The organism is Membranihabitans marinus, from assembly GCF_019802045.1.
GTDB classification, from domain to species: Bacteria; Bacteroidota; Bacteroidia; order Chitinophagales; family Saprospiraceae; genus Membranihabitans; species Membranihabitans marinus_A.
Map to the genome: position 1 here is coordinate 460741 of NZ_JAHVHU010000002.1, position 15027 is coordinate 475767.

9 protein-coding genes are annotated in these 15027 nt (G+C 43.8%); 8 read left to right on the forward strand and 1 reads right to left on the reverse strand.

Going from position 1 to position 15027, the window contains the following annotated elements; translation table 11 throughout:
* The first annotated feature begins 242 nt into the window (after positions 1–242).
* The 8 genes from KUV50_RS19665 to KUV50_RS02120 all read left to right on the forward strand — a co-directional run bounded on the left by KUV50_RS19665 (position 243) and on the right by KUV50_RS02120 (position 13965).
* Positions 243–488, forward strand: a complete 246-nt coding sequence (locus KUV50_RS19665) for a sigma factor (RefSeq protein WP_222578507.1) — start codon at positions 243–245, stop codon at positions 486–488.
* 273 nt (positions 489–761) lie between these two features.
* Positions 762–2054, forward strand: coding sequence for a hypothetical protein (locus KUV50_RS02090; protein WP_222578422.1), 1293 nt, complete (start codon positions 762–764; stop codon positions 2052–2054).
* A gap of 317 nt (positions 2055–2371) precedes the next feature.
* A complete protein-coding gene (locus KUV50_RS19670; protein WP_222578423.1) occupies positions 2372–2512 on the forward strand; it encodes a putative collagen-binding domain-containing protein in 141 nt (46 codons plus the stop codon).
* Between the two features lie 306 nt (positions 2513–2818).
* On the forward strand, positions 2819–4138 hold the full coding sequence (locus KUV50_RS02100) for a M23 family metallopeptidase (protein WP_222578424.1): 1320 nt from the start codon (positions 2819–2821) through the stop codon (positions 4136–4138).
* Positions 4139–4550: 412 nt separating this feature from the next.
* The gene (locus KUV50_RS02105) at positions 4551–7730 is read left to right on the forward strand and encodes a SusC/RagA family TonB-linked outer membrane protein (protein WP_222578425.1); all 3180 of its coding nucleotides are present in this window, start codon (positions 4551–4553) and stop codon (positions 7728–7730) included.
* A 23-nt stretch (positions 7731–7753) separates the two neighbouring features.
* Complete coding sequence (locus tag KUV50_RS02110) at positions 7754–9523, forward strand: RagB/SusD family nutrient uptake outer membrane protein (protein ID WP_222578426.1); 1770 nt, start codon at positions 7754–7756, stop codon at positions 9521–9523.
* 323 nt (positions 9524–9846) lie between these two features.
* Positions 9847–11730 carry a heparinase II/III family protein gene (locus KUV50_RS02115; protein WP_222578427.1) on the forward strand — a complete coding sequence of 628 codons (1884 nt, stop codon included), beginning with the start codon at positions 9847–9849 and terminating at the stop codon, positions 11728–11730.
* A gap of 48 nt (positions 11731–11778) precedes the next feature.
* Complete coding sequence (locus tag KUV50_RS02120; protein ID WP_222578428.1) at positions 11779–13965, forward strand: polysaccharide lyase family 8 super-sandwich domain-containing protein; 2187 nt, start codon at positions 11779–11781, stop codon at positions 13963–13965.
* 123 nt (positions 13966–14088) lie between these two features.
* Here KUV50_RS02120 and rluF read toward each other — a convergent pair whose 3' ends face one another.
* Positions 14089–14847, reverse strand: coding sequence for a 23S rRNA pseudouridine(2604) synthase RluF (rluF, locus tag KUV50_RS02125; RefSeq protein WP_261394958.1), 759 nt, complete (start codon positions 14845–14847; stop codon positions 14089–14091).
* Positions 14848–15027 lie beyond the last annotated feature (180 nt).

Below are 15027 nucleotides of genomic sequence, written 5' to 3' on the forward strand. Positions count from 1 at the left end.
GAAATTGGAAAACGTAACGTAAATAAGCCAGGGGCTAAGTTGGTTTATTTGCGAAAAAAAATTAGTTTAGTGGATGAGGGAGTCTGTGAAGATATTGTTCTGATTAAATTTTCACTTACACTTATCTGTTGAAATGATTTTTCCTGACTAATAGTCGGATTAAAGTCTGTTGAGCTATTGACTTTTAAGACGGGAACGACGTTGATCGAAAAGCCCAGGGATCGAAAGTTTCTAGGAAACCGATATGCCATAACGTAACTGCATTCAGGAAATTATACGATAGATATCCTCTGGCGGTATATCGATATAGCATTAGCTTTTTAAACGAGGAGATCTGCGCCGAAGAGATGGTGCAGGAAGTGTTTCTGAAAGTCTGGATGAACAAACAAGGTCTCGATCTGTATTTATCGTTTGGATCCTACCTCTTTGTGATCACAAGAAACCTGATAGTCAATTTTGTGCGAAAGCAGATTATGACAAACAATTGATGGAAGAGGGGTTGGATCATCGTTTAAAATCATATAATCTATTGCGCGCCGAGCGACGAAGAAGAGTTTGAAAGAATGAAACAGTAGGGGAGAGGTTTATACTCTCCGCGAAGAAAACTCATTTTGAAATGTCTCGATTTGAGGGAAGAGTTCCAAGGAGATTAGTACGGAACTCACCATTTTTATCAATACGGTCAAATTTCAAATGAGGAAGGATTTAAAGATCCTGTGGGATTTTGTACGGGTCCTGATATTCATCCACGTAAAAAGTATATGTCGCCAAAGACTGTGGGCGCTCTGCCTTATAGGGGCTTTTTTATACTATCGATTCAGCTTTTAATTGGCTTTAACCATCTTCTAGCGCAAGAGATAAAAGGCGACACCATTCCCAATACCGTTTTATCAGCGCAAGTCAATGCGCCATTTGTATATATTGATTGTCAGGATTGTGATCATAATTTTATCCGAACCGAATTGAGTTTTGTGCATTATGTCCGTGATCCGGAAATGGCCGATATTCATGTATTTGTTACAACACAAGAAACCGCTGGAGGAGGGCGGGAGTATCAATTTTCATTTATTGGTCGCCGTGCCTTTGCAGGAACTGATTATACGCTAAAACACTATGTAGGACAAAATGCGACTGAATCGGAAAATCGAAATGCAATTATCGGATTTCTGAATATGGGTTATGCATCGTTCATATTGCAAACTCCGCTTGGAGCACGATTCTCTATTGAATATAAAAGGGACGGACGTGATAGTGTCGTGCCCGAAATAAATGATCCTTGGAATTATTGGGTTTTTCAGGCATATGTGGGAAGTGTACAACTTGAAATGGAATCCAATCAAACTAAATTTAATTCACGCTGGGGACTATATGCTGATCGGGTCACGGAAGATTGGAAATTTCGGCTTAGGCCTTATTTTAATTATGGACTGGTCAATATTCAGGCAGAAGATCGAGATGATCCTGTGGTGAGTATCCAACGCCGACACGGATTTGATTCTTATGCCATAAAAAGTTTAAACGATCATTGGTCGGCCGGTCTTTTCGGTACCTATTTGACTAACAACGGACAGAATCTTCACCACAATATTGTTATCAGTCCAGGAATTGAATACAGCTTATTTCCATATAAAGTGGCTACCCGAAAAGCCATTACCTTTACTTACCAGCTTGGTTACGGTTACCATGATTATTATGAGGAAACAATTTATGGAAAGATAAAGGAAAACCTGTTTGACCATCAATTCAAAGGAGTGGTCAATATTTTGCAACCCTGGGGAAACATCGAAACCGGATTTTCGGGGTCACAGTATCTACACGATTTATCACGATTCAGGGTGGAGCTATATGGCCAGACTTCCGTCCGAGTGTTTGAAGGTTTTTCGCTTGGATTTCAGACGGAATATAGTGTAGTCCGCGATCAGCTGGGACTTCCAAAAGGAGAAGCCTCCTTGGAAGATGTCCTTCTAAACAACGCGAATTGGCCACAGATTTTTTTTTCGGAGGCTCTATTGCCATTACTTACACCTTTGGCTCAAAGTATACCAATATTGTAAATACCCGATTTTAAACACCTTTATAGAAATACCTATATAAATAAATAAAAGAATGCAGTTCGATGTCTTTAAGCCCTCCCCGGGTTGGTTATCCTATTGATCCTGGGATGTCAACAAGATAACGAACCCGTTCCTCAAATCGAATTGTATTCGATGTATGAAATTTCCATCAATGGCTCCGAAGAAGGATTTTTTCTGGAATTCCCTCGGGTGGATTTTCACAAACCTGACGGGGGTGTAGTCCGGGCAGAAGGATTTTATACGAATCGATTCGGACAGCGAATGCGGCCAATGCCATTCCTAAGACATCAATCACGTTGCCAAATTCGAAGTTTTTATTCCATTGGTATAATCCTCGGACTGGAGAATGGAGGGAGAAGAAGGAAGTGAATGGGGGAGATGTCGAATTAAAGGCCCCAGGGGATCAGGACTGGGTGGTGCTTCTCAAAAAGAAATAGGACGATCCGGGCATGAATCGATAAATTAGTCCATAGCTATGTCCTTATTTAATTTTGATATATCCTGAATGACTGACCCTTGTCTTCCTCTGTTTTATTTCATAAGTACAATATTTTGCATTCCGATAAGATCTGAAATTCGAAGGCAAAGCAGCTGTGCAGAATGTTTAGGATCTGTGTATTCTGCCTGTTCATGCCCTCATGGTTCGGGTATGATTTTATGCGTAAGAACCATCTTTTAAATATCTGCGTTTTAAAAACACTATGAACAAAAAAGTTTATTTCTTCTCAATTCAAACACGGGGCATGAAATGTAGAATGTATTCTCCTCTGGTTTGGGCACTCATTTCAGGTGTGCTTTTCGTTCTCTTAATCACCAGGTGTACCCGGATAGAAGGCTTGTTGCAGAATCAATCTCCCCGGGAATCCTATCTGGAAGCCATTGAGAACACACCGTTATCTGATAACCAACTATGGCAGCGATGGGGTAAAGTTGGAGATTCAGCAGTGAAAACCTCTGTGTCTGTTGAACTGCCTTTTCAACAAAAAATCAATTATTTTCCAGATGCACCCCTCTCCTGGGCATGGAAATTTGATATCAGGGCGGGTCGGAGGTTGGAGTTCAATTGTTTGCCAGCAGATACATCTCATCAATTATTTTTGGACTTATTTGAGGTAGAGGAAGGTGAAATCCGATATATAAAATCAGCTGTGGGTGCCAGTCTGGTATATGAAGTGAAAGAAGATGGAGTTTTAGTAGTGAGACTGCAGCCAGAATTATTGATTGGCGGACAAGCAACATTTCGGATCACCGATTACCCAACACTTGGTTTTCCTGTGGAGGGAGCGATGCCTTCTGATATCGGTAGCTTTTGGGGAGATCCACGGGATGGTGGAGATCGCATGCATGAAGGAGTGGATATTTTTGCTCCAAGAGGAACGCCTGTCATAGCGGTATCTTCCGGTCGGGTCAATCGCATAGGAAACGGGGGGCTCGGGGGAAAGACCGTTTGGGTTCGTACCAAAAATCACGCTTTGTATTATGCACACCTGGATTCTATCACCGTGGAATATGGAACGTTGGTTGGATATGGAGACACCCTTGGTTTTGTCGGCAATACAGGGAATGCGCGTACGACGCCGCCTCACCTGCATTTTGGTATTTACCGGCGTGGTGCGGTAAATCCTTTGCCTTTTATTGAACCACCGGAAACCAGATTCCAGGCTGTGGAGGTAGAACTTCAGCCGGATACCCGATGGGGAAGAATTTCAGCCTCCCTGGCCAATGTACGACCGATCCCTTCTACGAACCTGCCGCCGATCACCTCATTACGAAAAAATCAGATCGTTGGTATTCGGGGTGCTACGGCGGGATGGTTTGATGTTTTATTGCCTGGTGATACTTTAGGTTATATTCACCATAGTCTGGTGACGACAGCACTTACTGCGCTAAATCATATTGCGGTAAAAGAAGCCAGCTCACTGCTATATCCTTGGCCATTTTCTCAAATTACTTTCCAGGTAGAATCTGAATCGAATTTTGACAATTATGGTGTTTTTGACAGTATGACTTTGACCCGGTATCAGAACCATTGGGTTTTTACAGAGCTTTCGCCTGAAGATTGATATTTTGACTTTTATTACTATGGTATTGGTTAATTATTGATTCTGCAAAACCATAACTAGATGTTACTGTAAATGTAAATGGATAACAATCATTAAAAATAATGTTAAGAAAAGGGGTGTATCCTTGATATGTGCCATTGATTGATCAAATAGTGCCATAATATTTAACTAAATATAACATAAATTGGTCGTTATATTAAAGGTAGGATGATTGATATGTGATCAGAAATCTTCTATGGAGATTTTATTGGATTTAATTTTACCGATCTCAGTAGAGATTGTGTAATAACGGAATATTAGTATATATCATTACTGTTTTAGATTGTATTGAGATATGCCCTTATCAGAGTTAATCCAACCGACTATGCAATCGATTACAAAATTATTTTTTATTCAATCAAAAATGTAACAGATGAAAAGACCAATTTTAATTTTAATTCTGGCGCTGTTCGCATTCCCCGCACTGTACGCACAAGACGCCATCGATGTGTCGGGAAATGTGAGTGATGCCAAAGGGGAACCTCTGGTAGGGGTGAATGTCATCGTACAGGAAGGTGCCAATGGTACTTCTACAGATTTTGATGGGAAGTATGTCCTGGAGAATGTACAGCCTGGTGCTGTATTGTTGTTCTCGTATATTGGATATGAAACGCAGGAAGTACCTGTTGATAATAGAACGACAGTATCTGTAGTGATGAAAGAAAATCTGGAAACATTGGAAGAAGTAGTCGTTGTGGGCTATGGATCTCAAAAGAAAGTAAACCTTACTGGAGCGGTGTCCTCCATTACGAGTGAAGCATTGGAAGATCGGCCGATCCCCAGTGTAGGCCAGGGCTTGCAAGGGCTTATTCCAAACTTAAATATCTCCATACGAAATGGAGACCCCACGCGAAATGCGGATTTTAATATCCGGGGTTTTGAGTCGATTAACGGGGGATCGCCCTTGATCCTGGTGGATGGTGTTCCCATGGATTTGGAGCGAATTAATCCCAATGATATTGCCAGTGTAAACGTGCTGAAAGACGCTTCTGCGGCAGCAGTATACGGGGCTCGGGCTGCTTTTGGAGTGATACTGGTAGAAACAAAGCACGGGCAGGATGGCAAAGCCCGAATCAGTCTCTCAACGGAACTTTCACAGGCTAAACCCATATTTCACATCGATCCTGTTCATGATCCTTATGATTTTGTCTTGGCTCGTAATCAGGCGACGATGCGCACAAATGGAGCACCTGCCTACAACGACCGATTTGTGGAAAATGTTCGAAAGTATTCCCAGGAGGGTGGTCCTGAATGGGGCGTATACGAAGGTGATCTTGAATTTTACGGATTCAATGATTATCAAAACAAATTGATGACCGATTTTGCACCGCAGCAAAAATATGATATGAGTGTGTCTGGGGGCTCCGAAAGAAATTCATACTATGTGTCATTGGGTATGCTCAATAAAGATGGGTATTTGCGGAATTCAGAGAAAAATGAAAATTTTAAGCGGTATAACATCTTGATGAAAGCTGAATTCAAAATTAACGACTGGTTTTCACTCGACCCGAAGATCGTGTTTAACTCACAGCAAAACGATAAACCCCACTTTTACAACTGGGATGTGAATATTAATACAGTAGCGCGTGTAAACCCCTTGAACCCGATCCAATTCCCGGATCTGGATTACTATCTGACGCCGGGTGACCGAGATCAATATGCTCCATACATTGGAATGTATTTTGATCGCACTAATTTTTTCCCATATTTAGAGCAAGGAGGGCGAGAAACGTTTACAAAAAACGACCTGTGGCTGACGCAAGGTGTCACTATTACTCCGATAAAAGGACTCCGGATTCGGGGCGATTTTTCCTATAACAATTACCACAGGGATTTTCAAGATGTAGCCAGCAAAGTTGAGGTGCTTGAGAATCAGGATTTGTTGGGAGGTATTATAGTGGGCAATGGATTTAGTGGTAATGATTGGATTCGAAATCAAACCAATTACAATAATTACTATGTACTGAATTCGTTTGCAGAGTATACCATGGGCCAGAACAGTGACCACTATGTCAAGGCTATGGTCGGGTTTAATCAGGAATGGGGATTAAATACCTGGACGCGTGCTCAGGCCAATACCTTGATTACGCCCTTGATTACCGATTTGAATGCAACGACGGGTAATCAGCAGACCTTTGGGGGTAAATCCCATGTGTCCCTTCGGGGTGCTTTTTACCGGTTAAATTATATTTTTCAGGATAAATATCTGGTGGAAGCGAATGGCCGGTATGACGGTACTTCGCGATTTCCGAAGGACAGTCGCTTTGGATTTTTTCCGTCTTTCTCGGTGGGCTGGCGGTTGTCAGAAGAATCGTTTATGGAAGGCGCACGAGCTTGGTTGGATAATTTAAAAATCAGAGCGTCTTACGGGGAGTTGGGGAACCAGCTATTGGGTAGTAATTATTATCCCTATATTTCTACCATGGGTATTGGCACTTCTCCATATATGATGTCAGGCGGAGCACGAACCCCATACGTTTCGGCAGCGGGTCTGGTGAGTCCGACCTTGACCTGGGAAACGGTCGCTTCTAAAAACCTGGGTTTGGATTTTACGATCCTGAATCAAAAACTCGATGCCTCCTTTGATGTGTACACCCGGGAGACGAAAGACATGCTGACGGATGTAGAATTCCCTTCAATATTGGGAACCAGTGCACCTGATGCAAATGCTGCTGACCTAAAAACTACCGGATGGGAAGCGGCCCTAACTTGGCGGGATGACATCGGAAAAGATTTTAATTACAGAGTGACCTTGGCATTGTCCGATTGGACAGCCGAAATTACGAAGTACGAAAACCCCACCGGAGCGCTTTCCGAGCGTTACGTTGGTCAGAAAGTTGGAGAAATCTGGGGGTATGAAACCGTGGGAATTTTTCAGACGGACGAAGAAGTTGCTGCAGCTGCCGATCAATCTCGTATAGGCGCCAACTGGCGGGCCGGAGATATCCAATACGCGGATTTGAATGGTGACGGAGAAATTGGACCCGGTGAGAACACACTGGACGATCCGGGGGACCGCAAGATTATTGGTAATGAAACCCCGCGCTACAGTTTTGGTATAAATCTGGACTTCAGCTATAAGAACTGGTCGTTAACTTCCTTTTTTCAGGGAATTGGTCAGCGAGACTATTTCCCGCCAAATAATAACTGGGTTCGGTTTTTTCCATTTAATGCAGGGCATATTGAGAAGTATTTTATCACCGATTCTTGGTCAGAAGATAATCGAGATGCGTACTTTCCTGCACCTCATGTTTCTACCAACACCAAAAAGAATATTCAGACTCAATCGCGGTTTTTGCAAAATGCGGCTTATATGCGCTTGAAAAATCTAACCTTGGGCTATCGTTTGCCTTTGGAATGGACCAGCAAGGTCGGAATTGGTGGTGTTAGATTGTATTTGGCTGGAATGAATCTTTTCGAAGTTTCCAAAGTTCATAAGTCCATTGATCCGGAAAATTTGCACCGAAACGTACTTTCGGGACAAAACTTTAATGGAGCTGCAGAATACCCGATTCAGCGAATATTCTCTTTTGGAGCCAACGTCACCTTTTAAATTAATATAAAATGATCATACTTATGAGAAATAATTTAGCATATAGTTTATTCAGCCTGGCTGTCCTTTTATTTGCCGGGTGTAATGACGATTTCCTGCAAAGACTTCCGCTGGATGAAATCAGCAACGAGACTTTTTGGAATACCGAAAATGACTTGATGGTATACAATAACAGTTTGTATAATTTGGCGAGGGATGATAATAACGTACCGATTCTGATGGGACATGATGATGGTTTTGATAGTCACAGATATGGGATCTGGTATTTGGATGAATTTACAGATAACATCGCCCCCCGACATTCCCGTCATACCCGATATCAACAAGTGCGCTCAGGCAAACACGTTGTACCCGGGGGCACGCAGTGGTATGGTTATCGAGGGTGGAATTTTGTCCGCGCCATTAACGTTGGGATGGATAATTACGACCGGGCACAGATTGCAGATGAAGTGAAGAATAAGTATGTTGGGGAAGCCCGGCTTTTCAGAGGCTGGTTTTATGCCGATAAAGTTTCCAAGTTTGGAGATGCTCCTTGGGTTGATCGGGAGCTGAATGTAGATTCTGAAGAATTGTATGCCTCCAGAACACCGAGGGAAGAGGTGATGAGTCACGTATTGGAGGACTTGAATTTTGCAGCTACACATCTGCCGGATGACTGGGGCGATGGAGGCGGACCGGGGCGGATCAATCGATGGGCTGCACTATTAATAAAATCACGGGTTTGTCTTTTTGAAGGGACCTGGCGGAAATACCATGGCGGGTCCAATCCGGAAATATGGCTTCAGGAGGCTGCCAGTGCTGCTAAAGAATTGATGGATGACGGTCCTTATGAACTTTATGTCACGGGTGATCCGCAAAATGATTACCATGCCATCCACCATATTCGGGAGGATCTGACCGGGGTGCCCGAAGTGATGTACTGGAGACGATATGAACTGGGAATATTTACCAACCATGTTCAGTCGTATCATCGGGGTTACAACGGAGGGGCTACCAAGAGTATGGTTGAGGATTATTTATGTACAGATGGACAACCAATTACCACCTCCTCCTTGTATGAGGGAGATGCTACCATCGAAGATGTATTTATGAATCGAGATCCCCGATTGCGTCAGACGATTTTACATCCGGATGATGTATCGAGATGGGGATATAATAACTTTGATACGCGAGAATATCCAAGGTTGCGGGGAATGGATGGCGGTCAGCGGATTGAGACCGGGTATCATATTATCAAAGTGTACGACCCACTTTCTGCACATGCCACATACAATACGTCTGAAACGCCGGCAATCACATTGCGATTCGGGGAAGCTTTATTGAACTATGCAGAAGCTATGGCGGAGTTGGGCACCATTACACAGGCTGATGTGGACGTCAGTATTAACCTTCTTAGAGATCGTGTAGGTATGCCACACCTGGATATAAATAATGTTCCTGTAGATCCCAGATATGTGGACGATGGGGTGTCCCCACTGATCGTGGAGATTCGTAGAGAACGCCGCGTCGAATTATTTATGGAGGGTTTTCGGTACGATGATCTTCGCCGATGGAAACAAGGTAAAAAGCTGGAGACCCCGGATTATGGCATCCGTTTTGATGATGCTGCACAAGCTCGATACGCTGGTGCGAATGTTGCTTTTTCTGAAGTAGATGGTGTTCCATATGTAGATATTTACAAAGGAACGGATTGGGAGAATCCTGTTTTTGATGAAAGCAAGCACTATTTGTGGCCGATACCCACGAGTGCTATCTCTCAGAATACAAATATTCAGCAGAATCCGGGTTGGTGACATTAATGGAAAATCATTAATCCAGTACAGATTTAATTAAATCCTGACCGGAATACGAATTTTCGGTCAGGATTTATTTCTTGGTGGGTGGCACGCCATCAAGAATTTCATAGACCGTGAGCGAGAGGTTAGGATAAGTACGCCATGCCGGAATGATGAAGCCCGGCTTATCAGTACCATGCGCTACGCACCATGTGATTAAATAAGTATGTACAGGGGTATCGATAATTCCGGACGAACCGCTTCTTCTTTCACTGATTCAGAATTTGAAAGTATAACCCCATTTTTTAGTATATTCATATTTTTCACATAAAAAGATTAAAATGAGATATCCACTTGCCTGTATTAAAAATATCCTGGCTTTTCTGATTATTGTAGCGGGTGTAAATATTGCAAAGTCCAATATTTTTGAAGTATCGATGGATAGCACGAAATTAGAAAACCCTTTTACAGTGGATTACCTGGAAAAGAACATTCGTAAGGAAAGCCCAAGGTTGGTCCTGACCCCTGAAATTGCACAAAGACTCCAGGCAGATATTCAATCCGATCCCGTGATAGGTAATGTATACCAGGCAATTCGGCTCAACGCAGATAAAATTATGAGCCAGCCTTTGTTGGAGCGGATTATGACCGGCCGGCGACTTTTGCATGTGTCTCGGGAAATGCTTTACCGCATGAATATTTTAGGAATGGTTTATCAGATGGAAAAGGATGAAAAAATCCTGAACCGAATCGATGAAGAACTCAAGGCGGTGATTCACTTTACCGACTGGAACCCATCTCATTATCTGGATGTAGCGGAAATGGCGCTGGCCGTGGCTATTGGTCTGGATTGGACGGAAGGAGATTTGCCTAGCTCTACCATTGACCAAGCCAAATTGGCTCTGATCGAAAAAGGCATCAAGCCCAGCTACAATAAAAAAGGAAATACAGGATGGATTACCGGGAATAACAATTGGAATCAGGTATGCAACGGGGGGATGATCGCTGCATCCATCCTCACTGCCGATGTCGATCCGGAGTTAGCTGCTCGTACGATCCATCGATCGATCGACGGCATACCTCATGCTTTAAAGGAATATGGGCCGGATGGCGTCTATCCCGAAGGGGCTACCTACTGGGGGTACGGAACCACATTTTCAGTAGTGACGGTCTCCCTCCTGGAAAGTGCTTTTGGTACCGACTACGGGCTGGGAGACTTTCCTGCATTTAAAGAGAGTGCTTTATTCGTAAAACTGAGCGAAGCGCCGTCGGGTATGTATTATAATTTTGCAGACTGTGGCGACCGACGAAAAGAAAACGGTAACATGACCCTGGCCTGGTTTGCAAAAGAATCTCAGGATGCGCTTTTTTATGAAAAGGACCGATTTCTAAGGGATCCGGCTGAAATGGGGAAGCTCAATCGCATGGCGGGTGCCGGATTGGTGTGGTTGTCACAATACGAAGGAGAAGAAAAGGTTTCTTCGTTGCCTGCATCCTGGCAGGGGGATGGAGCCAATCCTCTGGTGTTTTTTAGAGATGACCAGGCCGGGTTTTATTTTGGAGGAAAAGGGGGCAGTGGAACGGTCAATCACGGTAACATGGATGCCGGTTCGTTTGTATTTGAACTGGATGGTGTACGGTGGGTAATCGACCCGGGAAATCAAAGCTATCATGCATTGGAAAAAACCGGGTTCAATCTTTGGGGACGGTGTCAGGAATGCGAACGATGGACCTTGTTAACCAAAAACAATTATGGACACAGCACATTAACGGTGAATGATCAACTGCATGTGGTGGATGGGAAGGCCGAGTTTGTCGAATATCAAAAGGGGAGCAATGGCCAGGCCACCTTGGATCTTTCGCCTGTTTTTGCCGGGCAATTGGAGAAAGCTACCCGTCGGTTTTCCAAGGAAGATGACCGATCCTTGGTGGTTACCGATGATCTGATCCTGAACGATTCAACCAGAATGGTCACCTGGCAATTGATGACCACCGCAGAAGTGGAGTCGGTCGCGGGGGGAGCCATTTTGCACCAGGATGGCCAAGCTCTACAAATTGAGAATGTGTCTCACCCCGCTATGGGTATTTCAGTAGTGCAGCTGGATCCACCTCCACTGGAACTAGACAGACGGATTAATAATTTAAAACGGCTTGAATTTCGCTACCCTGCATGGCAGTTTAAGGAGGGGAAAGGTGAAATTAAGGTGCGATTACGAGGCATGTGATGGGAGGATTTTGTACTTTTCATGAGGCCACAGAACAGTTTACACCGTATGAATAATCTTTCCCAAATAAAGTACTACATGCGTTCATGGAGTACGTATATAATAATCGCATTTTATTGTTCATCCAGCTTCGTGTGGGCAGCTTCAGATATGGAAGTGATCAAACAGCGGGTTATCGGTCATCTGCTGGAGGCTCAGGTATCGGATGCTGCTGTAAAAGACATCATAGATGGCGTTGATCCATCGGGCTTCTGGCCGGATATAGACTATGTGGATACCTCCCGCACCGGCTTTCAACATGGCCAGCATTTGAGACGAATGTTGGACTTGGCCAAAGCTTATCATCAAAAGAACTCTGATTATTATAAAAACACGCAACTCAAGAAAGTGTTATTCCGCACGTTGGACTTTTGGTTGGATCATGATTTTATCTGTGCGAATTGGTGGTGGAACCAACTCGGTACCCCGCGTTATTTGGTGAATGTATTGCTGCTGATGGAAGATGACCTTACCCCGGAAACATTGAATCGGACCGTCCGGATTGTTGACCGTTCCAATTTGCAGGCGTCAGGAGCCCGCCCTAGCGGTGATCGGATCAAGATGGCTGGCATATTGGCTAAAAAACTTTTAGTTCTGGATGATGAAAATAAATTTGCGAAGGTGATCAAGGTTATTGAAGGAGAGATTAAATTCTCTGAAGGTCGAGGTATGCAGGTTGATTATAGTTTCCATCATCGTCTAGATCGGGTCAATAATACGCTGTCGTATGGATTGGGGTATGCGCAGGCCTTTGCGGAGTGGGCAGCGTTGGTATCTGATACTAAATATCGGTTTGGCGAATCATCCATTCACCAATTGATCGACTATTATCTGGATGGAATTTGTAAAATGATGGTGTATGGAGTGTATCCTGATCCTGGAGCGAAAAACAGGTCCTTAGCGAGACCGGGTACTTTGCAGGGTTATTGGGTGGAGGCTGTTGATCATCTATTATTGGCATCTGATTACCGTGGAAAGGAGCTGCACGCTGTTCGTGCTGCAAGACTCGGAGAAAGTGCAGATCTCAGGAAATACAATAAATTCTTCTGGCAATCGGAGTACATGTCTCATCAAAGACCAGAATACTTTTCCTCGGCAAGAATGTTTTCGACCCGAAACCAAAACATGGAAGTACCTTACAATAAGGAGGGATTAAAAAACCATTACCTCGGTGACGGGGCTAATTTTATATCTCGAACAGGTCAGGAATACTTTGATATTTTTCCAGTTTTGGATTGGCGCAGGATTCCCGGAACGACCATCGTTCAAAAGCCGGAGATGCCCCCTTCGCAGGAAGTGCAGGTGAAGGGGCTATCTGATTTTGCCGGCGGAGTCACCGATGGACAAAATGGTGCCGCTGCTTTTGAATACATCAAGGAGCGGGATTCGCTTCGTGCGAGGAAGGGCTGGTTTTTTATGGATGATGTCGTTGTTTGTTTGGGTGCTGGAATAGCAACTGAATCGGTTTTTCCGGTTAATACGACGGTCAATCAATCCCTACTGCACGGTACGGTTTATGTGGCCAATGATCAAAAAATTTTCCCGGTCAATAACAGTGATAACCAGATGATAGACCATGTGCGGTGGGTGTGGCATGACCGAATCGGTTATTTTTTTCCTGAACCTGAACGCATTCATTTGTCCAATCATACACAGCGTGGTTCCTGGTATGAGATTAATCAACAAAGTGATTCTTCGAAAGATACGATTCATCAGGCTGTGTTTAAGTTGTGGGTAGATCATGGTCATCGTCCACAAACTGCGACTTATGCCTATGTGGTGATACCCGATGTGTCGTTCACAGAGATTGGGAACAGAAACTACAGCGATCGGATTAAAATAATAGCAAATACAAATCAGTTGCAAGCCGTTCAGCACCGCTTGAAAGGTCTGGTGCAGGCGGTGTTTTATGAAGCAGTGGAATTGGATGTGTCGCCCCAAATCTCCTTTTCGATGGACGCGCCGGGAATGGTTCAGCTCAATTATCGAAACGGTAAAGTGATTTCCTTAGCAGTTTCAGACCCCAGTCGAAAACTAAAAAAGCTCAACTTTTCGGTATCACAAAAACTGACAATGGATTACCCTGATGAAAAAGTTACGATCGAATGGGATCCAGATCAATTAAAATCACATTTTACGGTGAATCTTCCCCAGAATGAGTGGGCTGGGAGCAGTGTTGTTCTTGATTTTGAATAAAAAGTGATAAAACATAATCTGATTCGATTTTACCATGAGCTGACCCATTTTTACCACACGAGGAGCGGTGAGAGAAAAAGTCATCTAATCTTGATGCCCGATTCTAGCCACAGAATACCACTATCACTTAACATCCTTGGCTGATCCTGAGACCAATTCTTTCAGCTGATGAATTTCTTGCGGGGTTAATTCCCGCCAATCCCCGGTGTTGAGCCCCTCCAGGGTGAGGTGCATAATCCGTACGCGTTTTAACTTAAGTACGTTGTAGCCGAGGTGTTTACACATTCGTCGGATTTGTCGGTTCATGCCTTCGACGAGGATGATCTTGAACTGTCTTGAATTGAGTTTAATTACCGTGCATTTTTTTGTCCTGGTACCCAGGATATGGACCCCTTTGCGCATGTTGACCAAAAAACGATTTGTAATATTCTGATCAACTGTGACGATGTATTCCTTGTCGTGGTTATTACCTGCTCGCAGCACCTTATTAACGATATCGCCATTGTTGGTGAGAAGAATCAGACCCTGGGAGTCTTTGTCCAGTCGACCGATGTGGAAAAGCCGTTCGGGGTGGTTCACGAACCGGATAATATTAGCAGGTTCTCTGGAGTCAGTGGTCGATACGATACCTACCGGCTTGTTCAGCGCGATATAGATCTCACGAGGTTTTGATCCAATGGGTTTGCCATCCAAGGTGACCTGATCCCCGTCGAAAACTCTGTTTCCACGTTGAGCGATCTGCCCGTTCAGAAGAACTCGGCCATCATCGATCATTCGGTCGGCTTCTCTTCTGGAGCAGATGCCCGTCGAACTGATGTACTTATTGAGGCTGATACTGTCTTGATTGGGTGTACTCACTTTATTCACTATTGCAAAACGCAAATATACTCATTCCTTTTTATCAAAAAAGGGGCAGTTGACAGTGTTTCGTGATTATCTGTCATATTGGCAGGCGCAGAGGAGAGCTATTATATTTTTAATAAACCTTAACATTGTCAAACAATGAAACGAGCTATTGCTTTTTTATTTGAAATCCAGAAATCGGTGGATGGTAGAACGTAT